Source organism: Nocardioides massiliensis, assembly GCF_030811215.1.
Lineage (GTDB): Bacteria > Actinomycetota > Actinomycetes > Propionibacteriales > Nocardioidaceae > Nocardioides_A > Nocardioides_A massiliensis.
The window spans coordinates 1988051-2013802 of record NZ_JAUSQM010000001.1 but is presented as its reverse complement, the minus strand read 5'-3'; the positions used below and the strand labels follow the sequence as shown (position 1 = coordinate 2013802).

The 25752-nt window shown below is 71.2% G+C and carries 21 protein-coding genes; 6 read left to right on the top strand and 15 right to left on the bottom strand.

Annotation, left to right across the window (positions count from 1 at the left end; all coding sequences use genetic code 11):
- Positions 1–18: 18 nt before the first annotated feature.
- The 4 genes from J2S59_RS09980 to J2S59_RS09965 all read right to left on the bottom strand — a co-directional run bounded on the left by J2S59_RS09980 (position 19) and on the right by J2S59_RS09965 (position 5829).
- Entirely contained in the window at positions 19–411 is a 393-nt protein-coding gene (locus J2S59_RS09980) for a hypothetical protein (RefSeq protein ID WP_181642401.1), read from the bottom strand.
- A gap of 399 nt (positions 412–810) precedes the next feature.
- A complete protein-coding gene (meaB, locus tag J2S59_RS09975; RefSeq protein ID WP_306825064.1) occupies positions 811–1827 on the bottom strand; it encodes a methylmalonyl Co-A mutase-associated GTPase MeaB in 1017 nt (338 codons plus the stop codon).
- A 16-nt stretch (positions 1828–1843) separates the two neighbouring features.
- Complete coding sequence (gene scpA, locus J2S59_RS09970; RefSeq protein ID WP_306825063.1) at positions 1844–4000, bottom strand: methylmalonyl-CoA mutase; 2157 nt, start codon at positions 3998–4000, stop codon at positions 1844–1846.
- Positions 3997–5829 (bottom strand): methylmalonyl-CoA mutase family protein, encoded by a 1833-nt coding sequence (locus J2S59_RS09965; RefSeq protein ID WP_306825062.1) that lies wholly within the window; start codon positions 5827–5829, stop codon positions 3997–3999. Before J2S59_RS09965 ends, scpA begins: the two co-directional genes overlap by 4 nt.
- Positions 5830–6012: 183 nt before the next feature.
- On the opposite strand from J2S59_RS09965, the gene J2S59_RS09960 reads away from it, so the two are divergent.
- The 4 genes from J2S59_RS09960 to J2S59_RS09945 all read left to right on the top strand — a co-directional run bounded on the left by J2S59_RS09960 (position 6013) and on the right by J2S59_RS09945 (position 10679).
- Positions 6013–6714, top strand: a complete 702-nt coding sequence (locus J2S59_RS09960) for a succinate dehydrogenase cytochrome b subunit (protein WP_068121596.1) — start codon at positions 6013–6015, stop codon at positions 6712–6714.
- Positions 6715–6724: 10 nt separating this feature from the next.
- The gene (locus tag J2S59_RS09955) at positions 6725–8776 is read left to right on the top strand and encodes a fumarate reductase/succinate dehydrogenase flavoprotein subunit (RefSeq protein WP_306825061.1); all 2052 of its coding nucleotides are present in this window, start codon (positions 6725–6727) and stop codon (positions 8774–8776) included.
- Positions 8777–8778: 2 nt separating this feature from the next.
- Complete coding sequence (locus J2S59_RS09950) at positions 8779–9522, top strand: succinate dehydrogenase/fumarate reductase iron-sulfur subunit (protein ID WP_068117323.1); 744 nt, start codon at positions 8779–8781, stop codon at positions 9520–9522.
- A 122-nt stretch (positions 9523–9644) separates the two neighbouring features.
- Entirely contained in the window at positions 9645–10679 is a 1035-nt protein-coding gene (locus J2S59_RS09945; RefSeq protein WP_068117320.1) for a CAP domain-containing protein, read from the top strand.
- On the opposite strand, the gene J2S59_RS09940 is transcribed toward J2S59_RS09945, so the two are convergent.
- Genes J2S59_RS09940 through J2S59_RS09920 form a run of 5 tightly spaced genes read right to left on the bottom strand, consistent with a single transcriptional unit; the run spans position 10666 to position 17025 of the window.
- Positions 10666–11181, bottom strand: coding sequence for a 2'-5' RNA ligase family protein (locus J2S59_RS09940; RefSeq protein ID WP_068117317.1), 516 nt, complete (start codon positions 11179–11181; stop codon positions 10666–10668). The genes J2S59_RS09945 and J2S59_RS09940 overlap by 14 nt on opposite strands.
- An 8-nt stretch (positions 11182–11189) precedes the next feature.
- Complete coding sequence (trpS, locus tag J2S59_RS09935) at positions 11190–12221, bottom strand: tryptophan--tRNA ligase (protein WP_068117326.1); 1032 nt, start codon at positions 12219–12221, stop codon at positions 11190–11192.
- A 19-nt stretch (positions 12222–12240) separates the two neighbouring features.
- The gene (locus J2S59_RS09930) at positions 12241–13575 is read right to left on the bottom strand and encodes a hemolysin family protein (protein ID WP_306825060.1); all 1335 of its coding nucleotides are present in this window, start codon (positions 13573–13575) and stop codon (positions 12241–12243) included.
- Positions 13572–14783: an MFS transporter gene (locus J2S59_RS09925; RefSeq protein WP_246360265.1), complete on the bottom strand. Its 1212-nt coding sequence runs from the start codon at positions 14781–14783 to the stop codon at positions 13572–13574. The genes J2S59_RS09930 and J2S59_RS09925 overlap by 4 nt, the downstream gene beginning before the upstream one ends.
- A 25-nt stretch (positions 14784–14808) precedes the next feature.
- Positions 14809–17025 carry an NADP-dependent isocitrate dehydrogenase gene (locus J2S59_RS09920; protein ID WP_068120182.1) on the bottom strand — a complete coding sequence of 739 codons (2217 nt, stop codon included), beginning with the start codon at positions 17023–17025 and terminating at the stop codon, positions 14809–14811.
- A 208-nt stretch (positions 17026–17233) separates the two neighbouring features.
- Between J2S59_RS09920 and J2S59_RS09915 the strand changes: the two genes are divergently transcribed.
- Positions 17234–18223 carry a malate dehydrogenase gene (locus J2S59_RS09915; RefSeq protein WP_068120184.1) on the top strand — a complete coding sequence of 330 codons (990 nt, stop codon included), beginning with the start codon at positions 17234–17236 and terminating at the stop codon, positions 18221–18223.
- Positions 18224–18265: 42 nt separating this feature from the next.
- Here J2S59_RS09915 and J2S59_RS09910 read toward each other — a convergent pair whose 3' ends face one another.
- The 3 genes from J2S59_RS09910 to J2S59_RS09900 are packed head-to-tail and all read right to left on the bottom strand — an operon-like array spanning position 18266 to position 21359.
- Positions 18266–18583, bottom strand: a complete 318-nt coding sequence (locus J2S59_RS09910) for a DUF3017 domain-containing protein (protein ID WP_181641639.1) — start codon at positions 18581–18583, stop codon at positions 18266–18268.
- Positions 18580–19437 carry a bifunctional methylenetetrahydrofolate dehydrogenase/methenyltetrahydrofolate cyclohydrolase gene (locus J2S59_RS09905; RefSeq protein WP_068118322.1) on the bottom strand — a complete coding sequence of 286 codons (858 nt, stop codon included), beginning with the start codon at positions 19435–19437 and terminating at the stop codon, positions 18580–18582. Before J2S59_RS09905 ends, J2S59_RS09910 begins: the two co-directional genes overlap by 4 nt.
- A 23-nt stretch (positions 19438–19460) precedes the next feature.
- Positions 19461–21359: a CocE/NonD family hydrolase gene (locus J2S59_RS09900; RefSeq protein WP_068118325.1), complete on the bottom strand. Its 1899-nt coding sequence runs from the start codon at positions 21357–21359 to the stop codon at positions 19461–19463.
- Positions 21360–21396: 37 nt separating this feature from the next.
- Between J2S59_RS09900 and J2S59_RS09895 the strand changes: the two genes are divergently transcribed.
- Positions 21397–22053 (top strand): TetR/AcrR family transcriptional regulator, encoded by a 657-nt coding sequence (locus J2S59_RS09895; RefSeq protein ID WP_306825059.1) that lies wholly within the window; start codon positions 21397–21399, stop codon positions 22051–22053.
- 237 nt (positions 22054–22290) lie between these two features.
- Here J2S59_RS09895 and purH read toward each other — a convergent pair whose 3' ends face one another.
- Genes purH through J2S59_RS09880 form a run of 3 tightly spaced genes read right to left on the bottom strand, consistent with a single transcriptional unit; the run spans position 22291 to position 25739 of the window.
- On the bottom strand, positions 22291–23877 hold the full coding sequence (gene purH / locus J2S59_RS09890; protein WP_068118331.1) for a bifunctional phosphoribosylaminoimidazolecarboxamide formyltransferase/IMP cyclohydrolase: 1587 nt from the start codon (positions 23875–23877) through the stop codon (positions 22291–22293).
- The gene (purN, locus tag J2S59_RS09885; protein ID WP_246360161.1) at positions 23874–24503 is read right to left on the bottom strand and encodes a phosphoribosylglycinamide formyltransferase; all 630 of its coding nucleotides are present in this window, start codon (positions 24501–24503) and stop codon (positions 23874–23876) included. The genes purH and purN overlap by 4 nt, the downstream gene beginning before the upstream one ends.
- A 9-nt stretch (positions 24504–24512) precedes the next feature.
- Positions 24513–25739, bottom strand: coding sequence for a cell division protein PerM (locus tag J2S59_RS09880; RefSeq protein ID WP_181641640.1), 1227 nt, complete (start codon positions 25737–25739; stop codon positions 24513–24515).
- Positions 25740–25752 lie beyond the last annotated feature (13 nt).

The window sequence follows — 25752 nt, the reverse complement described above, 5'->3', positions numbered from 1 at the left end:
CCCTGTGGTCGTCGGTGGTCAGCACAGACCGGTGGATGCGCGGAAGGTGGTCATGCGCCACTGGTCCCCCTGGCGGACCAGGTCGGCGCCCAGGTTGTAGAAGGGCGTGAGAGTCTCCGTCGGCTCGCCGTCGGCGTCGCGGTCCGTGGTGAGGTTCTCCATGCAGGCCCGGACGGTCGCCTTGTTGCCCTTGAGCTGGACCCCCTCGACGTGCATCACCACGTCGCCTTCGATGGTGCCGCCGCGACTGCGAGCTCCTTCGATCAAGGCGATGGTGTTCTTCGCGGCCTCGCCGGTCGCGACCGCACCGATGGCGGCGGGATCGAGCTCGGCCTTCTCCCCCAGCTCGAGACGCACCTGCCAGAACCGCAAGAACGCCTCGACCGCCGCGAGCTGGTCCGGCTGGGTCACTCGCGCCGGGAACCTGCCGAGGTAGAGGTCGCTCCCCTCCTGGTCCGGACGGTCATCAGCGGAGGGTGCACGCCATCCGAGCGGATTGTCGGTGGCTTCGCCCGAGGGTGACGCTGACACCGATGGCGTCGGAGTCGGGGTGGGTGCCGCGGAGACCGGGCTCGTGGCCTCGTCGATCCCGGAGCCCTCGTCGGAGCCTCCACACGCACTCAGCAGGAGACCGGCGAGCGCCAGGACGGCCCACACCCGTGGCGAACGCCTCAGACCCGCCCCCCGCGCTTGCATCCGGACCCCCGTGATCGATGACCTCGACAGACTAACGAACCGCCACCGTTCAAGTCACACACGCATAGCCCGAACGGACGGGACACGGATGGTCCTTCCCGTCGGGGACGGTCCTCAGTCCTGCTCCCCCTCGTCCCGTCCGTCGTACGCCGCCAGGATCGCGTCGGCCGCCAGCGGTGCGGTGAGCTCGCCCTCGAGCACCCGCGCGCTGACCTCCTCGCGCACCCGGCGTACCTCCTCGGAGCGTCGCAGCCGCTGCTCGAGCTCGTCGCGCACGAGCGCCCAGGTGAAGTCGAGCTGCTGGTGGGCGCGCTTGCGCGCGAGGCCGTCATCTCCGAGGTGGTCGCGATGGGCGCCGACCCGGGCCCACACGGTGTCCACCTCATCGCCGGTCAGACCCGAGCAGGTGAGGACCGGCGGCACCCAGCCGTGCGCCTTGGCGCCACCATGGACCAGGCGGATCGCACCGGCGAGATCGCGCGCGGCGACCCGCGCCTCGGGCTCGCGGTCACCGTCGGCCTTGTTGACCGCGATGACGTCGGCGATCTCGAGGATGCCCTTCTTGATGCCCTGCAGGGAGTCACCGGTGCGGGCGAGGGTGAGGAACAGGAACGTGTCGACCATCCCGGCGACCGTCACCTCGGACTGGCCCACGCCGACCGTCTCGACGAGCACCACGTCGTAGCCCGCCGCCTCCAGCACCGTCATCGCCTGCGCGGTGGCGCGTGCCACGCCACCGAGGGTGCCGGCACTGGGCGACGGTCGGACGTACGCCGCGGGGTCGCTGCTGAGCCGCGCCATGCGGGTCTTGTCGCCCAGCACCGAGCCGCCGGTGCGCACGCTCGAGGGGTCGACGGCGAGCACGCCGACCCGGTGCCCCTCGCCGGTGAGGTAGGTGCCGAGGGACTCGATGAACGTCGACTTCCCGACGCCGGGTACGCCGGAGATGCCGACCCGCCACGCCGCCGGCCGCTCGGCGGCCACGCCGGTGAGCTCGGTCAGGAGGTCACGGGCGGCCTGCCGGTGCCGAGGGTGGCTGGACTCGACGAGCGTGATCGCCCGGGCGACCGCGGCGCGGTTGCCGTCGCGCACCCCCGCAGCGATCGCCCCGACGTCGACCGGACGCGCCATCCGACCTCGGCCTCCCTCAGCCGTGCAGCTGCGCGGAGAGCTTCTCGAGCAGCTCGAGTGCGGCCTCGGCGATCACCGTGCCGGGCAGGAAGACCGAGGTGGCTCCCATCTCCAGCAGCGCGGGGACGTCGTCGGGCGGGATGACGCCCCCGACCACGATCAGGATGTCCTCGCGGCCGAGGTCGGCCAGCGCGCGCTTCAGCTCCGGCACCAGCGTGAGGTGGCCGGCCGCGAGCGAGGAGACACCGACGACGTGCACGTCGTTGTCGACCGCCTGCTGCGCGACCTCCTCCGGGGTGCTGAACAGCGGACCCACGTCCACGTCGAAGCCGAGGTCGGCGTAGGCCGTGACCACGACCTTCTGGCCGCGGTCGTGCCCGTCCTGGCCCATCTTCGCGACGAGGATGCGCGGGCGGCGGCCCTCGTTCTCCTCGAACTCCGCGGTGGCAGCGATCGCGCGGTCCATCAGCTCGTTGCCGCCCGCCTCGGACTTGTACACCCCGCTGATCGTACGGATCGTCGCCTGGTGGCGGCCGTAGACCTTCTCCAGGGCGTCGGAGATCTCCCCGACCGTGGCCTTGGCCCGGGCCGCGTCGATCGCCAGCGCCAGCAGGTTGCCCTCGAGCCCCTGCCCGGCGCCGCGCTCAGCAGCGTTGGTCAGCGCCTCGAGGCTGCGCCGACAGGCGTCCTCGTCGCGCTCGGCGCGCAGCCGCTCAAGCTTGGCGATCTGCTGGGAGTAGACCGAGGCGTTGTCGACCTTGAGCACGTCGAGCGGGTCCTCGTCGGCCAGCCGGAACGTGTTGACACCGATCAGCTTCTGGGTGCCGGAGTCGAGACGTGCCTGCGTGCGTGCAGCCGCCTCCTCGATGCGCATCTTGGGGATGCCGGCCTCGATCGCCTTGGCCATGCCGCCGTACTGCTCGGCCTCCTGGATGTGACCCCAGGCGCGCTCGGCGAGGTCGTGGGTGAGCCGCTCCACGTAGTAGGAGCCCGCCCACGGGTCGATCGTCTGCGTCGTGCCGGACTCCTGCTGCAGCAGGAGCTGGGTGTTGCGGGCGATCCGTGCCGAGAAGTCGGTCGGCAGCGCGATCGCCTCGTCCAGGGCGTTGGTGTGCAGGCTCTGCGTGTGTCCCTGCGTCGCAGCCATCGCCTCGATGCAGGTGCGCGCGACGTTGTTGTAGACGTCCTGCGCGGTCAGCGACCAGCCGGAGGTCTGGCTGTGGGTGCGCAGCGACAGCGACTTGGGGTTCTTCGGGTCGAACTCGCGCACGAGCCGCGCCCAGAGGGCCCGGGCCGCGCGCATCTTGGCGACCTCCATGAAGAAGTTCATCCCGATCGCCCAGAAGAAGCTCAACCGCGGGGCGAACGCGTCGATATCGAGGCCCGCCTCGAGCCCGGCGCGGATGTACTCCACCCCGTCGGCCAGGGTGTAGGCCAGCTCCAGGTCGGCCGTCGCACCGGCCTCCTGGATGTGGTAGCCGGAGATCGAGATCGAGTTGAACCGCGGCATCCGCGCGCTCGTGAACGCGAAGATGTCGGAGATGATCCGCATCGACGGCAGCGGCGGGTAGATGTAGGTGTTGCGGACCATGAACTCCTTGAGGATGTCGTTCTGGATGGTCCCTGCGAGCTGCTCCGGCTTCACCCCCTGCTCCTCGGCCGCGACGATGTAGAGCGCGAGGACGGGCAGCACCGCGCCGTTCATCGTCATCGACACGCTCATCTCGTCGAGCGGAATGCCGTCGAAGAGGACGCGGGTGTCGTAGATCGAGTCGATGGCCACGCCAGCCATGCCGACGTCACCGCGCACCCGCGGGTGGTCGGAGTCGTAGCCACGGTGGGTCGCGAGGTCGAACGCGACGCTGAGGCCCTTCTGGCCGGCCGCGAGGTTGCGGCGGTAGAACGCGTTGGACTCCTCGGCGGTGGAGAAGCCGGCGTACTGACGGATCGTCCACGGCTGGGTGGTGTACATCGTCGGGTACGGCCCACGCAGGAACGGGCTCAGTCCGGGCAGCGTGTCGAGCGCGTCGAGCCCCGCGAGGTGCTCGGGCCCGTAGACGCCCAGGACGTCGATGCCCTCGGGGCTCGCCCACGCCTCACCGCCTTGCGGCGGCGGCGCGGCGGTGGACCCACCGTCCAACGGCAGACCTGCGAAGCTGCTGGGGATGCTCATGCCGACACCTCCCGGGTGCGGTTCAAGAAGGCGAGGGCATCGACGCCCATCGCGCAGGAATCGTCGACGTCCAGTTCGCCGGGCTTGCCGGCGAGGATCACGTGCTGGGCCCCGGCCTCTCGCAGGGCAGCGACCAGCTCGCGTCCCCATTCGGCGTACGCCGCGTCGCTGCCGGCCAGGCACACGACCGGGCGCCCGTCGTACGCCGCGAGCACGGCGTCGACGTCGGGTAGAGGACCGGGGTAGGTGACGGCGATGCCGCCGGCGGCGAAGAGGTTGCTCGCGAACGTGACCCGGGCGGTGTGGGCGGCGACGGTGCCCATCGAGGCGAGGAACACCGAGCCCCGCGGCTCGTCGCGCAGGGCCTCGAAGGCCGCGCCGTAGCGCCGCACCGGCGGCTGCAGCGGGTCGGACTCGCGCACGAGCCTGGTCTCGGCGGCGTCGGGGAACTCCGACAGACCGGTGATCGGGCGCTTGCGCTGCGCGACCTGCTGGTCGCGGCGGGCGACGACCTCGGCGACCCGGTCCCAGAAGGACGCGTCGGTCAGGGCCGCCACGACACCTCCACTCTCCTCGACCCGGCCGAGCTCCTCCCACCCGGCGACGGCGAGCTCGTCGGTGAGCCGCTCGACGGCGTACGCCCCGCCCGCGGGGTCGGTGACCTGCGCGACGCGGGACTCCTCGATCAGCAGGTGCGAGACGTTGCGCGCGATGCGGCGGCCGAAGCTCTCCGAACGGCCCAGCGGGCTGTCGAACGGCAGGACCGTGACCGCATCGGCTCCGCCGACGCCGGCCGCGAACGCCGCCACCGTCGTGCGCAGCATGTTGACGTAGGGGTCGTAGGCGCTGAGCATCGGCCGGCTCGTCACGGCGTGCTGGCGCTGGATGCGGTCGGACTCCGCCGCACCACTCAGCTCGAGCACCCGTGCCCATAGCCGGCGAGCGGCCCGCAGCTTGGCGATGGTGGGGAACTGCTCCCCCGTCGCGGCGAAGCGGAACTCGACGAGCGCTGCCGCCTGGGCGAGCTCGAGGCCGGCGTCGGTGAGCGCGCGGAGGTACGCCGCGCCCAGCGCGGTCGCGTAGCCGAGCTCCTGGACGTCGGAGGCGCCGCGGTCGTGCACCACCGTGGCGTCGACGACCACACCGAGGATGCCGTGGTCGGCTGCCAGTCGGGCCACCGCGGCGAGCTCCTCGCCGATCGCCGGGTCGCGCTCGGCCCGCAGGGCGGCACCGACCGGATCGGCGCCGAGGTTCGATCCCGGGTGGGGGTCGAGCCCGCGCTCGTCGGCGTACGCGAGGAAGGCCTGGGCGAGCGCGATGGCGTCCCCGCGGGACTCCAGCACGACGGGCGCAAGGTCCAGCAGTACGTCGGTGAGTGCGGTGGCCACCTCCGGGGCACCGCTGGCCCCGTCTGCCACCAGCCACAACGAGGTCGCGCCGCCCTCGAGCTCGGCGAGCGCGGCGTCGTGGGTGGCCTTCGGGTCGTCAAGGCCGACCTGGCTGCGGATGTCCCAGGCCCCGACGCGAGTCGGACGCCCAGCGGTGGTGCGGTTCTCGAGGTCGGCGGCGCGACCCAGCGGGGTGACCGCGATCCCGTCGAGGGTGCGGCGGGTCAGCTTGTCCCACACCGCGGCGTCGGGGTCATCGGCCCCGAGCCGTCCGCTCTTGCGCAGGACCTTGGCGGTCTCGGCCTCCCAGTCGGACAGCTCCCAGCTGTCACCGGCGTCGGCGAGCTCCAGCGTCCCTTGGCTCGGCTCGAGCTCGGTCGGCTCGTCGAGCCCACCCTCGACTGGACCTTCGTCGACTGGGCCTGCGTCTTGCGTGGTCATGCCTCGCACCCTAGAGAGGAAGTCCCCACCACCGGCAGGGGTGGTGCCGGCCGAGACGGTGTGGCATCGGTCACCGCCGGGTGTCGAGACCTTGCGTACCGGGCAAGTTAGGGTCGCCTCACGGGCGTATCTCACATGACCCCTGTCACTCTCAGGGTCCTCTCAGCGGTAGCGTGGCCTGCCGTGGCAACCCCGACCCTTGCAACGGGCATCCGGACGACGCGTTCGACGATCGCCCTGAAACTGATCATGGCCGTCAGCGGACTGCTCTTCATCGCGTTCGTCCTCGGTCACATGTACGGCAACCTGAAGGCGTTCGGCGGTGAGCTGGCGTTCAACGAGTACGCCCACCACCTGCGCGAGCTCGGCGAGCCGATGCTCCCGCACTCCGGCGCCCTGTGGATCATGCGCATCGGCCTCATCGTGGCGCTCGTCGCCCACGTGGTGGCCTCGGTGATCCTGGCGCGCCGCGCGGCCAAGGCCCGGACGTCGAAGTACGTCATGAAGAAGAACCGCGCCTCGTCGTTCTCCTCGCGCACCATGCGCTGGGGCGGCGCGACGCTGCTGGTGTTCCTCATCTGGCACCTGCTGAACTTCACCGTCGGCAAGGTCAACCCCCAGGGCGGTGAGACCAACAACCCCTACACCCTGATGGTCGACACGTTCGACCTGTGGTGGATGACCCTGATCTACCTGATCGCGATGGTGGCCCTCGGACTGCACCTGCACCACGGCACCTGGAGCGCGATGCAGACCCTCGGCTTCACCAACACCGCTGCCTCGCGCCTGCGGGCGAAGGCGGCCGGCTGGGTCGTGGCGGTCGTCATCGCCGGCGGCTTCTCGCTGGTCCCCCTGGCCGTCCTGCTCGGCATCATCGAGAAGTAAGGAGCTCTTCATGGCTGGTACGACTCTCCACGACGGGCTCACCCCCCTCAACGGGCCTTCCGAGCAGACCTCGGACGACGCCCGCGGCTACTACACCCACGGCGAGAAGATCGTCGACCCGGTGGCCCCGACCGGTCCGATCAAGGACCGCTGGACCACGCGCAGGTTCGAGAACCGCCTCGTCAACCCGGCGAACCGTCGCAAGCTCGACGTCATCATCGTCGGCACCGGACTGGCGGGCGGCGCAGCCGCTGCCACGCTCGGCGAGGCCGGCTACAACGTGAAGTCCTTCTGCTACCAGGACTCCCCGCGGCGGGCGCACTCGATCGCGGCACAGGGCGGCATCAACGCGGCGAAGAACTACAAGGAGGACGGCGACTCCACCTTCCGGCTGTTCTACGACACCGTGAAGGGCGGCGACTACCGCAGCCGCGAGTCCAACGTCTACCGCCTGGCCGAGGTCAGCGCCAACATCATCGACCAGTGCGTCGCCCAGGGCGTGCCGTTCGCCCGGGACTACGGCGGCCTCCTGGACAACCGGTCCTTCGGTGGCGTGCAGGTCTCCCGGACGTTCTACGCCCGCGGCCAGACCGGCCAGCAGCTGCTGCTCGGTGCCTACCAGGCGATGGAGCGGCAGGTCGGTGCCGGCACGGTGAAGCAGTACACCCGCCACGAGATGCTCGAGCTGATCGTCGTGGACGGCAAGGCCCGCGGCATCATCGCCCGCGACCTCGTCACCGGCGAGATCGAGACCCACCTCGCCGACGCGGTCGTCCTCGCCTCCGGTGGCTACGGCAACGTCTTCTTCCTGTCGACCAACGCCATGGGCTCCAACGTCACCGCGACGTGGCGCGCCCACCGCAAGGGCGCCTACATGGCGAACCCCTGCTACACGCAGATCCACCCGACCTGCATCCCGGTCTCCGGCGACCACCAGTCGAAGCTGACCTTGATGAGCGAGTCGCTGCGCAACGACGGTCGCATCTGGGTGCCGAAGAACGCCGAGGACTGCGACAAGGACCCGCGCGACATCCCCGAGGAGGACCGCGACTACTACCTGGAGCGGATCTACCCCTCCTTCGGCAACCTGGTCCCCCGCGACATCGCCTCCCGCCAGGCCAAGAACATGTGCGACGAGGGTCGCGGTGTCGGCCCCGCGGTCAAGGAGATCGGCGCGGACGGCCAGGAGCGGATGGTGCGTCGCGGCGTCTACCTCGACTTCACCGACGCCATCGCCCGACTCGGCGAGGACGCCGTCCGGGAGAAGTACGACAATTTGTTCGACATGTACGAGCGGATCACCGGCGAGAACCCCTACCAGGTGCCGATGCGGATCTACCCCGCCGTGCACTACGTCATGGGTGGGTTGTGGGTGGACTACCACCTGCAGTCCAACATCCCGGGCCTGTTCGTGACCGGCGAGGCGAACTTCTCCGACCACGGCGCCAACCGGCTCGGCGCCTCGGCGCTCATGCAGGGTCTCGCCGACGGCTACTTCGTCCTGCCCAACACCATCCGCGAGTTCCTCGCCGACGGTCCGTTCGAGAAGATCGACGAGAGCCACCCGGCGGTCGTCGAGGCGCGCACCAGCGTCGAGGAGCGGATCAACACGTTCATGTCGATCAACGGCACCCGCACGCCCGACAGCTTCCACAAGGAGCTCGGCGCGATCATGTGGGAGTACTGCGGCATGGAGCGCAGCGAGGCCGGCCTGCGTAAGGCGATCGACCTCATCCGTGAGCTCAAGGCGGAGTTCTGGAGCAACCTCAAGGTGCTGGGCACCCCCGACAGCCTCAACCAGTCGTTGGAGAAGGCCGGCCGGGTCGCCGACTTCATCGAGCTCGGCGAGCTCATGTGCATCGACGCCCTCAACCGCCGCGAGTCCTGTGGTGGGCACTTCCGCGCGGAGTCGCAGACGGAGGACGGCGAGGCGCTGCGCCACGACGAGGAGTTCGCCTACGTGGCGGCCTGGGAGTGGGGCGGTGACGACGGCCAGCCCGTCCTGCACAAGGAAGACCTGATCTACACGGCTATCGAGATGAAGCAGCGGAGCTACAAGTGAGCATGAACCTGACACTGAAGATCTGGCGGCAGGCGAATGCCGCCGCCGAGGGTGCGATGCACACCTACCAGCTCAGCGGCATCTCGCCGGACATGAGCTTCTTGGAGATGCTCGACATCCTCAACGAGGACCTCGCCGAGAAGGGCGAGGAGCCGGTGGCGTTCGACCACGACTGCCGCGAGGGCATCTGCGGCACGTGCTCGCTGATGATCAACGGCGACGCCCACGGCCCGGAGGTCACCACGACCTGCCAGCTGCACATGCGGTCCTTCAAGGACGGCGACACGATCACGATCGAGCCCTGGCGCGCCGACTCGTTCCCGGTCGTCAAGGACCTCTGCGTCGACCGGGGCGCGCTCGACCGGATGATCCAGGCCGGCGGCTTCGTCTCTGCCAACACCGGTTCGGCGCCCGAGGCCAACTCCGTGCCGGCCCCGCGGGACAAGGCCATGCGCGCCTTCAACGTGGCGACCTGCATCGGGTGCGGTGCGTGCGTCGCGGCCTGCCCCAACGGTTCCGCGTCGCTGTTCCTGGGCGCGAAGATCACCCACCTCGGCGAGCTCCCCCAGGGCCAGCCGGAGCGCCACACCCGCGTGGCGAGCATGGTCTCCCAGCACGACCACGAGGGCTTCGGCGGGTGCACCAACATCGGTGAGTGCACCGCGGCGTGCCCGAAGGAGATCCCGCTCGACGTGATCAGCCAGCTCAACAAGGACCTGCGTCAGGCCATGCGCGAGGGGCACTGACCTCCCCGCTTCCCCGCCCTCCCTTGGCAGTCCGCCCAACGCCCCGGTCCTCAACCGGGGCGTTGGGCTTTTGTGCGTAGGCTGCGAACGATCAGCACGCCTCACTCTCGGGGGTACTCGCCATGCGCAGCTGGAACCGTCCCGCCGTCCTCGTGGCCGCCGCCGCCCTCACCGTCTCGGGCCTCACAGCCGGCACAGCGACCGGCTCCGACGCCGACGTCCCGGCCGGCGACCAGGCTCCTGCGCCCGCCGCCCACTCCGCCCCCTCCGCCCCCGGAGCCGGTTTCGGTCTCGCGGCGAACGGGCGCTCCGCCCAGGCAATCAACACCAAGAGCAAGGCCGCCGTACGCCGTGCGTACCGGCAGCGCTACGCACCGACGATGGAGGTCCCGACCGGGTGGACCGGGTCCTACGCCGGCTGCAAGGCGGGCAACGTGACCAAGCGGTCGCGGGCAGCGACGCGCCAGGCGATCAACCTGGTGCGCGCGATGGCCGGACTCGACCCCGTCGGGTTCCGGCAGAACCTCAACGTCCAGTCCCAGCGCGCGGCCCTGATGATGGGCGCCAACCAGAGCCTGTCGCACTATCCGCCGCGGTCCTGGAAGTGCTGGTCCAAGGCCGGCGCCCAGGCGGCGCAGACCGGCAACCTGGCCCTGCGGTGGCCCGAGCTGCGGTCGGGCCGCGTCGTGGAGCAGTACGTCGACGACGAGGGCAGCAACAACCGCGCCGTCGGCCACCGCCGCTGGATCCTCAACCCGGCCACCCGCTGGATGGGCACCGGCAGCACCGACATCGCCAACGCGATGGTGGTCGTGACACCCCCGGCAGCCGGACGCGCGACCCCGCGGTGGATCCCCTGGCCGACCGCCGGCTGGTTCCCCAACCAGATGGAGCCCAAGGGTCGGTGGTCGTTCAGCTCCAGCGACCCGCGCCACGACTTCTCGCACGCCTTGGTCGCCGTCCGCGTGGTGAACGGCCGCAAGCTCAAGGTCACGCGTCATCGTCCCGAGGTCGGAGCCGGTCCCAACACCCTCGTCTGGCAGGTCAAGCCGCGCGCCTCGCGTGCGCACCGCGTGACGATCACCGGCATCCGCGACGCCAGCACGGGCAAGCGGTTCAAGCGGTCCTACGTCGTGCGGCTCTTCAACGCCCGCTGAGGTCGAAGCGGGCGGTCGGCTCCCAGCCGACGGCGTCGCTGTGGTGGTAGAGCCAGAAGTGGTCGCACTCGAAGGCACACTCGAAGTCGGCCTGCTCGGTGAATGCGCGGTCCAGCGCGGCGTCACCGAGGTCGTGCGCGATCGTGACGTGAGGGTGGTAGGGGAAGGCCAGCTCCACGGCGAGTGGGCCACGCCGCAGTCCCGCGGCCAGCCGCTCGCATCCGGAGATCCCCTCGGCGAGCGCGATGAACACCACCGGAGAGGTCGGGCGGAACGTCCCCGTCCCCCGCAGGTGGATCCGGAAGGGGCCGTGCTCGGCGGCTGTGCGCGCGAGCTGCTCGTGCACCGCGGGCAGCTCGGTGGCAGAGACCTCCAGCGGCGGCACGAGCGTGATGTGGGTCGGGATCAGTCGCGCCGTGGCATCGCCGAGGTCCTCGCGATACGCCTGCAGCTGCTGCGCCCACGGCGGGGGCACGGCGATGGAGACTCCGATGGTCGGCACGACAGGTCCTACCCGGCGTCCCGGCCCAGGAAGCCGATCCGGTCGTAGACCTGCTCCATGGTCCGTGCGGCGACCGCACCGGCCCGCTCCGCGCCGTCGCTGAGCACCCGTTGCAGCTCGGCCCGGTCGTCGAGCAGCTGCCTGGTGCGCGTGCGGAACGGCGTCACGAAGTCGACGACCACCTCGGCGAGGTCGCCCTTGAGGTCGCCGTACCCGCGTCCGGCGTACGCCTGCTCGAGCTCGGCGATCGGGCGGCCGGTGAGGGCGTTGTAGATGGTCAGCAGGTTGGAGACGCCGGGCTTGGCCTCGACGTCGAACCGGACCTCGGCCTCGGAGTCCGTGACCGCCGAGCGGATCTTCTTCGCCGACACCTTCGGGTCGTCGAGCAGCTCGATGATGCCGGCGGGAGAGGGCGCCGACTTCGACATCTTCGCGGTCGGGTTCTGCAGGTCGAAGATCTTCGCCGTCTCCTTGAGGATGTGCGGCTCGGGCAGCTTGAACGTCTTCTTGTAGCGCGAGTTGAAGCGCTGGGCGAGGTCGCGGGTCAGCTCGAGGTGCTGGCGTTGGTCCTCGCCGACCGGGACGTAGGCGGGGCGGTAGAGCAGGATGTCGGCGGCCTGCAGGATCGGGTAGGTGAAGAGACCGACGCTGGCGGCTCCCTCCCCCTCCTTGGCGGACTTGTCCTTGAACTGCGTCATGCGACGGGCCTCGCCGAAGGCGGTGAGGCAGTTGAGGACCCACGCCAGCTGGGCGTGCGCGGGGACCTGCGACTGCACGAAGATCGCCGAGCGTGCCGGGTCGATGCCCATGGCGATCAGCTGAGCGGCGGAGAGCAGGGTGCGCTCGCGCAGCACCTTGGGGTCCTGCGCCACCGTGATCGCGTGCATGTCGGCGATCATGTAGAACGCGTCGTGCCCGTCCTGCAGGTCGACCCACTGCCGCAGCGCCCCGAGGTAGTTGCCGAAGTGGAACGAGTCGGCGGTCGGCTGGATCCCGGAGAGGATCCGCGGGACGGCGGGCGCGGGGGTGGACGCGGACATGCGGGCCATTGTCCCCCACTCACGAGGCGGGGGAGGCCTCCGGGTCCGGCTGCGGGTTGGCGTGCGGGTCGGCGTGCGAGTCGGCACTGCGCGTCACCCGCACCCGGGTCAGCCGCCGGCCCTCCATCCCGAGCACGGTGATGCGGTGCTCGGCGTGCTCGACCTCGTCGCCTTCGCGGAGCACGCGGCCCAGTCGGTGCATGAGGAAGCCGGCGACCGTCTCGTAGGGGCCGTCGGGCAGCTCGACACCGGTCTCGTCCTCGAAGTCGTCGAGGTTGAGCAAGCCGTCGACCTCGACGGTCTCTCCGCGCCGTGTGGTCTCGGGCTCGACGACGTCGTACTCGTCGCGGATGTCGCCGATGAGCTCCTCGAAGAGGTCCTCCATCGTGATGATGCCGGCGGTGCCGCCGTACTCGTCGGCCACGATCGCCAGGTGCTGGCCCTCACGGCGCATGTCGCTGAGCGCAGAGAGGATCGGGCGCGTCCATGGCAGGGTCAGGGTCGGGCGGGCGAGCTCCCCGCAGCGCACGGACCGGTTGACCAGCTCCGGGTTGAGCAGGTCGCGCACGTGGACGAACCCGATCACGTCGTCGGAGGTCTGCCCGATCACCGGGTAGCGCGAGTGCGGTTTGGCGAGCGCGTCCTTGGCTGCGCGGTGGACGGGGGTGCTGGCCTCGAGGAAGTCGACCTCGGTGCGCGGGATCATCACCTCGCGCAGCTGGCGGTCGCCCGCCTCGAAGACGTCCTCGACGATCTGGCGCTCCTCGTCTCCGAGCGTCTGGTGTCCGTGGACGAGCTCGCGCAGCTCCTCCTCCGACATCTCCTCCTTCTGCGCCTTCGGATCGCCGCCGAGCAGCCGGACGAGGGCGTTGGTGGAGACCGACAACAGCCAGATTACCGGTCGCGCAAGGCGCGAGATCCGGTCGATGAGCGGGCCCAGCGCGAGCGAGAACACCTCGGCCCGCTGCAGCGCGAGCCGCTTCGGGGTCAGCTCGCCGAGCACGAGGGAGAGGTAGGAGATGAACACGGTGACGAGCATCAGCGCGAGCGGGTCGACGACGCCGGCCGGGACGTTGAGGCGGCCCAGGGCCGGGGCGAGGTCCGCCGCGAGCGTCGCGCCGCCGAAGGCCGCCGAGAGGAAGCCCATCAGCGTGACGCCGATCTGCACCCCGGAGAGGAACCGGTTCGGGTCCGCGTTGAGCTCGGCCACGATCTGCCCGCGGCGGCCGCGGTCGGCCAATGCCTTCGCCTGGGAGTCGCGCAACGAGACCAGCGCGATCTCGGCCGCCGCGAAGACGCCGCCGACCAGGACGAACAACAGCACCAGGGCGATGTTGGCGAGGGTGTCGTTCACGCGCGGTCCGTCCGAGCGGGGTCAGCGGGCATGCGCCTCAGCATAGGTGCCCGCTGCAGCGCCAGCCCCGCGAGGAAGATGACCAGTCCCCCGGCGGCGAGCCCGGCGCCGACCACGCTGGGCACGCGGTAGCCGTAGCCGGCCGCGATCACCACCGAGCCCAGCCAGGCACCCAGCCCGTTGGCGACGTTGAGCGCGGAGTGGTTGAGCGCCGCACCGAGCATCTCCGCGTCCCCGGCGACGTGCATGAGGCGCAGCTGCAGGTTGACCGCGAGCACCGAGCCGAGCATTCCGACGACGAGCATCAGCACGAGCGTTGCCGGCGCGCTGCCAGCACCGAGCGCGACGAGCAGCAGCGTCACCACCGACACGGCGAAGCCGCCCACGACCGACCGCTCGACATCCCAGTCCGCGAGCCGTCCGGCCAGCCAGGTGCCGAGCACCGACCCGATGCCGAACGCGAGGAGGAACCACGGCACCGTCCCCGCTCCCAGACCGGTCTCCTGGCGCACGAGCGGGGCGACGTAGCTGTACATCGCGAACACCCCGCCGAACCCGACCATGCCGGTCAGGACCGCGACGAGGACCTGGGGCCGGCGCAGGGCGGCGAGCTCACGGCGTACGGTCGCGTGCGGGTCACCCGGGCGGGCCGGGACGGCACGCAGCATCACCGCGGTCACGGCGGCGATGCCGACGACCAGCCAGTACGCCGAGCGCCAGCCGAGGCTCTGGCCCAGCCAGGTGCTGGCCGGGACACCGGCGACGGTCGCCACCGAGAGCCCGAGCATCACCCGGCTGACGGCGCGCCCGCGTTGTCCGGGAGGGACCAGCGAGGCGGCGATGAGCGAGGCGACGCCGAAGTACGCACCGTGCGGGAGGCCGGCGACGAAGCGCGCGAGCAGCATCGTGGTGTAGTCGTTCGCCAGGGCGGTGAGCGCGTTGCCGAGCCCCAACGCCACGATCAGCGCGATGACGAGACCGCGCCGCGGCAGGCGCGCTGCGAGGGAGACGATCACCGGGGCGCCGACGACCACGCCCGCGGCGTACGCGCTGATGACGTGCCCGGTGGTCGGGATGTCCTCACCGATCCCGGCCGCGACCTCCGGGAGCAGCCCCATCGTGACGAACTCAGTCGTCCCGATGGCGAACCCGCCCATCGCAAGGGCGAAGATCGCAAGTGCCGCCCGCCCCGAGGGGACGGACGGCACCTGCGATGGTTGCGCGTTCAGCTGCTCAGAACGACGCGAGCGCGTCGTTGAGCGTCTTCGACGGACGCATGACGGCGTCGGCCTTGGCCGGGTCGGGGCGGAAGTAGCCCCCGATGTCGGCCGGCGAGCCCTGCACCGCGAGCAGCTCGTCGACGATCGTCTGCTCCTGCTCGGCCAGCTTCTCGGCAAGCGGGCCGAAGGCCGCGGCCAGCTCCGCGTCGTCGGTCTGAGTGCTGAGCTCCTGGGCCCAGTAGAGCGCGAGGTAGAAGTGCGAGCCGCGGTTGTCGATGCCGCCGATGCGACGGGTGGGCGACTTGTCCTCGTTGAGGAACGTGCCGGTCGCCCGGTCGAGCGTGTCGGCGAGCACCTGCGCACGGGCGTTGCCGCGGGTGGTGGCGAGGTGCTCGAAGCTCGCGGCGAGGGCGAAGAACTCACCCAGGCTGTCCCAGCGCAGGTAGTTCTCCTTCACCAGCTGCTGGACGTGCTTCGGGGCCGACCCACCGGCGCCGGTCTCGAAGAGACCACCACCGTTCATCAGCGGCACGACCGACAGCATCTTCGCGCTGGTGCCGAGCTCGAGGATCGGGAACAGGTCGGTGTTGTAGTCGCGCAGCACGTTGCCGGTCACCGAGATGGTGTCCTCCCCGCGACGGATCCGCTCGAGGGAGTACGCCGTCGCCTCGGCCGGCGCCATGATCTCGATGGTGAGGCCGTCGGTGTCGTGATCGGCGAGGTAGGTCTTGACCTTCGCGATCAGGTTGGCGTCGTGGGCGCGGGTCTCGTCGAGCCAGAAGACCGCCGGCGCGCCGGTGGCCCGGGCGCGGGTGACCGCGAGCTTGACCCAGTCGCGGATCGGCTCGTCCTTGGTCTGGCACGCCCGCCAGATGTCGCCGGGCTGGACCTCGTGCTCCATGAGGACGTTGCCTGCGGAGTCGACGACCCGGACGGTGCCGGCGGCCGGGACCTCGAAGGTCTTGTCGTGGGAGCCGTACTCCTCGGCGGCCTTCGCCATCAGCCCGACGTTGGGCACCGAGCCCATCGTGGCGGGGTCGAAGGCGCCGTTGGCGCGGCAGTCGTCGATGACGGTCTGGTAGACGCCGGCGTAGGAGGAGTCGGGGATGACCGCGAGGGTGTCGTCCTCCTCGCCGTCGGGGCCCCACATGTGGCCCGAGGTGCGGATCATCGCCGGCATCGAGGCGTCGATGATCACGTCGGAGGGGACGTGCAGGTTGGTGATCCCCTTGTCGGAGTCGACCATGGCCATCCGCGGACCCTCGGCCAGACCCTGCTCCACCGCGGCCTTGATGGCGTCGCCGTCGGGCAGGTCCGCCACCGCGCTGAGCAGGCCGCCGAGGCCGTCGTTCGGGCTGATGCCGGCGGCGGCGAGCTGCTCGCCGTACTGCTCGAACAGCGTCGGGAAGAACGCCTGCACCGCGTGACCGAAGATGATCGGGTCCGAGACCTTCATCATCGTCGCCTTGAGGTGCACGGAGAAGAGCACGTCGTCGGCCTTGGCGCGCGCGATCTGCTCCGTGAGGAACCGCCGCAGGGCGGCGACGTCCATGTAGGTGCCGTCGACGACCTCGCCGGCCAGCACCTTGACGTCGTCCTTGAGCACGGTCGTCGCACCGTCGGCGGCGACGTGCTCGATGCGCAGGGTGTCGTCGGACTCCACGACGACCGACAGCTCGTTGGACCGGAAGTCGTGCTCACCCATCGTGGCGACGTTGGTCTTCGACTCCGGCGTCCACGCACCCATGCGGTGCGGGTGCGCCTTGGCGTAGTTCTTCACCGACGCCGGCGCGCGGCGGTCGGAGTTGCCCTCGCGCAGGACGGGGTTGACCGCAGAGCCCTTGACCCGGTCGTACTTGGCGCGGACCTCGCGCTCCTCGTCGGTCTGGGGGTTCTCCGGGTAGGCCGGAAGGTCGTAGCCCTGCTCCTGCAGCTCCTTGATCGCGGCCTTCAGCTGCGGCACGGAAGCGGAGATGTTGGGCAGCTTGATGATGTTGGCCTCGGGCTTCGTGGCCAGCTCGCCGAGCTCGGCGAGGTGGTCGTCGATCCGCTGCTCGGCGCTCAGCCGCTCCGGGAACTGCGCGATGATCCGGCCCGCCAAGGAGATGTCACGGGTCTCGACCTGGACACCCGCCTTCGCGGCGTAGGCCGAGATGATCGGCAGGAACGAGTACGTCGCCAGCAGGGGCGCCTCGTCGGTGTGGGTGTAGATGATCGTCTCGTCGCTCACCGAAGCTCCGTTCCTCGAAAGTTTCTTGACGTCAAGATATCTCACGAACCGCTTGATGCGAGTGCTGGGCGTCGAGGCCGTCGGGCACCGCGGTCCACGACCTGGCGAGATCCCCTGTCCGGAGATTACCTCCGGTCGCAGAAGGCTCTTCGGGGCGCGATAACGTCGGAGCCACCGCACCGCCCGACCGCACACCCCAGGAGTCGTCGTGAGCACCACCCCCGTCAAGGTCGCCGTCACCGGCGCCGCCGGCCAGATCGGCTACAGCCTGCTCTTCCGCATCGCCAACGGCGACCTGCTCGGACCCGACGTGCCCGTGCAGCTGCAGCTGCTGGAGATCACCCCCGCCCTCAAGGCACTCGAGGGCGTCGTCATGGAGCTCGACGACTGCGCCTTCCCCACCCTGGCCGGCGTCGAGATCGGTGACGACCCGACCAAGATCTTCGACGGCGCCAACCTCGCCCTCCTGGTCGGCGCGCGCCCGCGCGGTCCGGGCATGGAGCGTGGCGACCTGCTCGAGGCCAACGGCGCGATCTTCACGGCCCAGGGCAAGGCGCTCAACGAGGTCGCAGCCGACGACGTCCGGATCGGCGTCACCGGCAACCCGGCCAACACCAACGCCCTCATCGCGATGCACAACGCGCCCGACATCCCGCAGTCGCGGTTCTCGGCGCTCACGCGTCTCGACCACAACCGCGCCATCTCGCAGCTGGCGGCGAAGACCGGCGCGACGGTGCGCGAGATCAAGAAGATGACGATCTGGGGCAACCACTCCGCGACCCAGTACCCCGACCTGTTCCACGCCGAGGTCGGCGGCAAGAACGCCGCCGAGCTGGTCAACGACCAGGCGTGGCTGGAGAACGACTTCATCCCCACCGTCGCCAAGCGCGGCGCCGCGATCATCGACGCGCGCGGCTCGTCGTCGGCCGCCTCCGCGGCCTCGGCCACCATCGACGCCGCGCGCGACTGGCTCAAGGGCACCCCCGAGGGTGACTGGGTGTCGATGGCGGTCGTCTCCGACGGCTCCTACGACATCCCCGAGGGCCTCATCTACTCCTACCCCGTCACCACCTCCGGCGGTGACTGGGAGATCGTCCAGGGCCTGGAGATCGACGACTTCAGCCGCGCGAAGATGGACGCGACCGCGGCCGAGCTCGTCGAGGAGCGCGACGCGGTCAAGGGGCTCGGCCTCATCTGAGACCACGCTGACGCAGCACCCGCCGATCCCCGGCCGGATCCCTCAGATCTGGTCGGGGATCGTTGCTGCCAGGACGATCATCGCGACGCCGGAGGCCAGCGGGACCACGACGTCGAACCAGCGGTGCCGGCGTACCCGCAGCATCCCCGCGGCGTGGTCGTTGAGCACGAGCCGCCCGCCGGCGGCCACCACGAGCGTGGCACCGATGCACGACACCCCGGACCGCCAGGATCCCACCGCGACCAGGGCGATCCCCACCGCCACCGCGCCCAGCAGGCACAGGTAGATCACTCCCCCGATCGTCTGGGGGTGCCGCGACTCCGGAGCCGGCGCCGGGCTGCCGGCCGGGGGGACGATCACGCCAGGCCGGCTGCCCGCTCGGCGGCGAGGACGACGTTGGCCAACAGCATCGCCCGCGTCATCGGGCCCACCCCTCCGGGGTTGGGCGAGATCCAGCCCGCCACCTCATGGGCGTCGGGGGCGACGTCGCCGGCCAGCTTGCCGTCGACGCGGGAGACGCCGACGTCGAGCACGGCCGCTCCCGGCTTGAGCATGGCGCCGGTGATGATGCCGGGAACGCCGGCGGCCGCGACGACGATGTCGGCCTGGGCGACGTGGGAGGCGAGGTCACGCGTGCCGGTGTGGCACAAGGTGACGGTCGCGTTCTCCGAGCGCCGCGTGAGCAGCAGCCCGAGCGGACGGCCGACGGTCACGCCGCGCCCGACGACGCACACGTGGGCACCGGCGATCGCGACCTCGTGGCGACGCAGCAGCTCGACGATGCCGGCCGGGGTGCACGGCAGCGGCGCCTCCTTGCCGAGCACCAGCCAGCCGAGGTTGGTCGGGTGCAGGCCGTCGGCGTCCTTCAGCGGGTCGATCTGGCCCAGGATCGCGTTCTCGTCCATGTGCTTGGGCAGGGGCAGCTGCACGATGTAGCCGGTGCACGCCGGGTCGGCGTTCAGCGCCGCGACGGCGTCCTCGACCTCGGACTGCGGGACGTCACCGGGCAGGTCCACCCGGATGGACTCGATCCCGACCTCGGCGCAGTCCTTGTGCTTGCCCCCGACGTACCACCGGCTGCCGGGGTCGTCACCGACGAGCACCGTGCCGAGACCGGGGACGACCCCGGCCTCGCGCAGGCGCGCGATGCGGCCCTTGAGCTCGTCCTTGATCGCTGCTGCGGTCGCCGTGCCGTCGAGGATCTGCGCTGTCACGCGGCTGAGTCTAGGGCGTCAGCTCACGGTGCCCGGTCGAGGATCGGCAGCGACAGGAACGATGGCGTCACCGCGTTGGTCTGCACCCGGTAGATCCCACCGAGCAGCTGCAGGGCCTTCGCCACCGGAGGCAGCAGGTGGGGGGTGTCGCCGGTCTGCAGGACCAGCCGGAGCCGGTGGCCCTTCTTGAGGGTGGAGTACGCCGGGCGCAGCTCGATGTCGTGGGTGACGACCTTGCCGCGGGGCACCGGGGTCTCGGCCGCCCGGGTGTGCGGGTGGAACGGCAGCTGGTAGCTCCCGTTGGCGCCGCGCCAGCTCTTCTTCGGGGCGATCTTGCGGGCCGAGCCGAGTAGCGACCCGGCGGTGATGTCGGTGATGCTGCCGTCGGGCGCGACGTCCTGCAGCGTGGCGACGACCATCGTCTCCGCCTGCGTCGACGTCATCTGCAGCCGCAGGCCGACCGGTCCGGCGAGGGTCAGCGGCTCCTCCATCGGCGCGGTCTCGAAGGCTGCGTCACCAGGCTGGGGCTGGGCGAGGGCAGGGAACTTCTTGCACTGGTCGTAGATGTCGCGCAGCGCACCGGCGCCCCACTGGGCGATCGAGCGCTGGCACGACACCGTCAAGCCCTTCCAGACCAGGGTCGAGGCACCCTTCTGCGCCTTCGGTGCCGGCTCGGCGAGGCCGCCACCGGGCTGCAGGTGGAAGGCGGTCGGGGTGGCGCGCCGGTCGGGGTAGCCGGCCAGGCCGTACACCGGACCGGTCGTGTCGTGGATGTGCAGCGGGGTCTTGGTCGCGAGGATGCCGGTCTTCTTGTTCTTCAGCCAGCGGTCGAACCATGCGAGCTGCACGCGCGGCATGTCGAAGCCGCCGCCGGTGTTGCCGTGGTCCCACGGTCCGGTGCGCAGCTGGTAGCGCGGCGTCGGCTTCTGGTTCGGACGCATGGGACGCCACACGGAGCGACCACGGAAGGCGTTCTGCAGTCCGCTGTAGAGCAGCGGTTGGCCGCGCTGGAAGACGTCGTACTGGCCGCCGACGAAATACGCCGGGATCCGGTTCTTCACGATCTTGCGCAGCACCCGCTGCGGAGCCCGCTTGCGCCAGTAGGGGCCGTCGTACGCACGGCCGGTGTGGAGCAGGGCGTGGACCCCCACGGTCGCCTCGAACGGGATCGTGGCCAGCGCGTGCTCGAGGACCAGGCGCAGGGTGTGCAACGGGTCGACCGGGCCGCGCTCGACCAGGGGCGAGAGGGTGCGGACGCCGGCGTAGATCGCGAGCAGGCCGACGCTGGACTCGAGGTTGACCAGGCCGCCGGAGACGAACAGGTCGCGGTAGGGGTCGACCGAGGTGACGATCGGGAAGATCGCCTTCAGCGGGGAGTTCGGGCCGACCTCGGCGGCGGTGAACATCTGGTCGATGCCGAGGTAGGACCCGCCGAGCAGGCCGACCTTGCCGTTGGCCTTGGGCAGCGACGCCGCCCAGTGGACGAGCTCGACGCCGTCCTTGGCCTCGGTCTCGCCGAACAGCATCGACTGACCCTCCGAGCCGCCGGTGCCGGCCACGTCGACGACCACGCCGAGGTAGCCCCGGTTGATCAGGTGCGTGCCGACGACGCCCACGCCGTCGAGGGTCTTGCCGTAGGGCGTCTGGACGAGGATCACCGGGAACTTGCCGGGCGCCGGGTCCTGCGTGCCCTTCACGGTCGGGGTGTAGACCGTGGCGCGCAGCACGCGACCGTCGCGCATCTTCACGGGGATGTCGGACTTCGCGACGTGGTCGTAGAGCTCCGGGCCCGGGTCGTAGGTCGAGGTCTGCGGCGCCCCGGCGGGCGTGAGCGGATCGGCTGCGGCCGCGGCACTCAGCAGGGTCGGCAGGGCGCCGACGGCGAGCAGCGTACTGAGCAGGACGATGAGCAGGCGCCGCACGGGACCTCCCGATAGAGTCCGGAACTGATACGAATGTATGAAACAACTACCGGAGGCGGCATTGGTTACGCGGGCGCAGCTGACCCAGGAGCGCAGCCGGGTCCGGCGCGAGCAGCTGCTGGACGCCTGCCTCGCGCTCTTCGCCGAGGGTGGGGCGCGCGCCGTCACGCACCGGGCGGTCGCCGCCCGGGCCGGGCTCCCGCCCGCGACGACCGTCTACTACTTCGCCACCATCGACGACCTGCTGCGCGAGGCGCTGCGCCGGCACGTGCAGCAGTGGATCGCGACGATGGAGGAGCTGGCCGGGCTCGAGCTCGTCGACCTGCGCCGGCTCGTCGCCGATGCCGACCACGCCACCGGACTGGTGAGCGCGGTCTTCGCGCTGCGCGACGTCGCCACCGCCGGCACCGAGCTGGCGATCTATCTCGGCGCCGCGCGCGACCCGGCCCTGCGTGCGGACGCCGCGGACGCCTTGGGCCGCGCCGAGGGACTCGTGGCCCGGCTCCTCACCGCGCTCGGCGTACCGGATGCCCCGGAGGTCGCTGCCGGTGCCGTCGCCCTCATCCTCGGCTCCGCCGTACGCCGCCAGGCCGCCGTCCATCCCGAGCCCGACGAGGCCCGGCTCCTCGCCCACTCCCTGCGCCGGCTGCTCTCAGCGTCCCTGGACGGGGGCGCAGTTTCACCGCCCGACTAACGACACGCCCGCTCGTCGAACGTTTCTCCCGCCCCTGGCACCCGGTTTCGTTCGCGCGGTGGTGCAGCTGAGTCTGGTGGTACGTCGAGGGGCGGGATCGCCGCGGTGGTCGCCCGCACGCCTCGCAGGCACCACCAGCACCACTTGTCGACCGAAACCGGGCGTTGCAGGCGTCAGTTTCGTTCGGCAAGCGGGCGTGTCGTGGCACGGGCGGTGAAACTGCCCCCGCACTCCGCCTCAGTGGAAGAAGTGCCGGGCACCGGTGAGGTACATCGTGATGCCGGCGGCGTCGCAGGCGGCGATGACCTCGGCGTCGCGCACCGAGCCGCCGGGCTGGACGATGGCGGAGATGCCGGCGTCGATGAGGATCTGCGGGCCGTCGGGGAACGGGAAGAACGCATCCGAGGCCGCGACCGATCCCGGCGCGCGGTCGCCGGCGCGGGAGACGGCGAGCTTGCAGGAGTCGACCCGGTTGACCTGGCCCATGCCGACGCCGACGGAGGCGCCGTCACGCGCGAGCAGGATCGCGTTGGACTTCACCGCGCGGCAGGCGCGCCAGGCGAAGGCGAGGTCGGCGAGCTGCTCGGGAGTGGCCGCGGCGCCGGTGACGAGCTGCCAGGTGCTGGGGTCGTCGCCGCCGGGGCCGTCGCCCTCGACCGCGGCGTCGATTGCGTCGCGGACCTGCACCAGCAGGCCGCCGGAGATCTCCCGGGCCTCTGCACCGCCGCGCGGCAGCGGCTTGGCCTCGAGCACGCGGATGTTCTTCTTGCCGGTCAGGACCTCGAGCGCGCCCGCCTCATAGCCTGGCGCCACGATCACCTCGGTGAAGACCTCCGCCACCTGCTCGGCCATCGCCACGCTGACCGGGACGTTGGTCGCGATGACCCCGCCGAACGCCGAGACCGGGTCGCACTCGTGCGCCTTGCGGTGCGCCTCGGCGACATCGGCGCCGACCGCGATGCCACAGGGGTTGGCGTGCTTGATGATCGCCACGGCCGGCTCGTCGAAGTCGTACGCCGCCCGCCGCGCCGCGTCGGCGTCGACGTAGTTGTTGTAGGACATCTCCTTGCCGTGCAGCTGGTGGGCCTGGGCGAGCCCGGGCTGCTCCAGTGCCCCGTCGGAGTAGAGCGCGGCGCGCTGGTGCGGGTTCTCGCCGTAGCGCAGCACCGCGGACTTCTCCCAGGTCGCGCCGATCCATGCCGGGAAGCCGGAGCCCTCGGAGGTGTCGGTGACGACCGAGCCCATCCACGACGCCACCGCGACGTCGTACGACGCGGTGTGGACGAACGCCTCAGCGGCGAGCTTCTGCCGCTGGGCGAGCGTGAATCCCCCACCACGCACGGCATCCAGCGCGTCGTCGTACTGCGCCGGCGAGGTCAGCACCGCGACCGACGGGTGGTTCTTCGCCGCCGCCCGCACCATCGACGGTCCGCCGATGTCGATCTGCTCGATGCACTCGTCGGGCGTCGCGCCGGACGCGACGGTGTCGGTGAACGGATAGAGGTTGACCACGACCAGGTCGAACGGCTCGACCCCGAGGTCCTCGAGCTGCGAGCGGTGCGACTCCAGCCGTCGGTCCGCGAGGAGGCCGGCGTGCACGCGCGGGTGCAGCGTCTTCACGCGCCCGTCGAGGCACTCGGGGAAGCCGGTGAGCTCCTCGACCCGCGTGACCGGCACCCCGGCGTCGGCGATGCGCGCGGCCGTCGAGCCGGTCGACACGATCGTCACGCCCGCCTCGTGCAGGCCCGTGGCCAGCTCGGTCAGACCGCTCTTGTCGTAGACCGACACGAGGGCTCGGCGTACGGGCTGCTGGGTCTCGCTCATGAGGAGAACCGGACCTTCCTGTCGGTGATGGAGTAGCCGCGGACCATCCGGCCGACTGCCTCGACGAGCATTGCCCGCTCGGCGGTCTTGATCCGCTCGTGGAGGGACTCCACGTCGTCGTCGTCGTCCACCGGCACCACGGCCTGGGCCACGATCGGACCGGTGTCGACCCCGGCGTCGACGACGAAGAGCGTCGCACCGGTGACCTTGACGCCGTACGCCAGGGCGTCGGCGGGGCCGCGCATGCCGGGGAACGCCGGCGACAGCGCGGGGTGGGTGTTGACGGTGCGGCCGCCGAAGCGGGCGAGGAACGTCTCCCCCACCAGCTTCATGAACCCGGCCAGCACCACGAGGTCGGGCTCGTACGCCGCCACGCGGTCGGCGAGCGCCGCGTCCCACGCGGCCCGGTCGGGGTGGGCCTGGACGCGCTCGACGAACGTCGGCACCCCGTGGGTGACCGCCCGCTCGAGGCCGGTGATCCCGTCACGGTCGGCGCCGACCGCGACCACCTGGGCGCCGTACGCCGGATCGGCGCAGGCGTCGAGCAGCGCCTGGAGGTTGGTGCCGCTGCCGGAGACCAGGACGACCAGACGAGCGGGTGCGTCGGGGGCAGCGGGGATCGGCACGGGAGCAGGCTACCGAGCCGCCGGCTCTCCTCCGCGCCGCTGCCACCAGGTGGCTATCGCCGCACCCACGCCGCCGCCGAGTCCGAGCGCGACGCACGCCATGACGGTGACCGATCCCGCGGCCGGTCCGACGTCGGCCATCGCGCCGGGGCCGAGCGCGCCCGAGCCGAGCTTGGCGACGATCCCGAGGACGAGACCGGCGAGGACGCCGCCACCGATGCCGGTCGTCAGCGCCTCCTCCCACTCGAGGGCGGGACGCCGACGGGCCAACAGCACCACGGCGAGCAGGGCGCACAGCGCTGGCACGACGACCAACACACCGAGGTACGCCGGCTGGTCACCGGGGTCGGGCAGAGCGGCGAACATCGGCAGCGCCGGCACGGGACCGAGGTCGACGCTGCCAGCGGCGACGCTCGTCCCCTCGCCAACGGCGAACCCGGGTCCGACCAGGTAGGCCGCGGCGAGCACGAGCAGGTTGGGGACTGCCAACACTGTGACGACGGTCAGCGCGACCAGGTCGGGGGTGGTCAGCTCGAGGGCGGCGAGCACGTTGGCCGCCGACCCGAACGACAGCGCCCACGCGGCGGCGAGCAGTGCCGCAGAGGCGACCACGAGCAGACCGAGCGCGGCAGCGGCGACCTCCGCTGCCCGCACCAGCGGGACGCGTACGCCGGCGGGCACCCGGTCCCCGAACGCGGACCACCGCCCTGCGCCGCGCAGCACCCCGGCACCCCCACCGACGAACGCGACGACCGCGCCACCGACCACGGCCAGCGCCGGGTCCGTGCGGGCGGTGCTGGTGGAGGCGAGGACCGCCACGCCGCAGGCCAGCACGCTGTGGGCGAGCACCAGCAGCCCGACGGCCAGGGCCACGCTGCGGTCGTCGTCCACCTGGTCACGGCGCCCGAGGGTGGTCCCGGCCCGCCAGGCGCCGGCGAGTGCGAGGAGCGTGATCCCGAGCGGGACGACCGTGACCGCGCCGCCCCCCAGGTCGAGTCCGGCGCCGAGACCCAGCAGCCAGGCGTCAGCGCCGACCCGCAGTGCGTCCCGCGTGGTCCCGTGGGCGCCCGCGTCGGCGGCGAACCAGCCGACGACCGCCAGCACCACGCACAGCAACAGCGGTCCGAGCCCGCCGAGCACTCCCGCCAGCGGAGCCGTGAGCGCGAGCTGCGGGCCACCACCGTCGGCTGCCTGCGACGATCCGGATCCGCGGGGACGGCTGATCAGGTCGGTCACGCCCACCATGGTC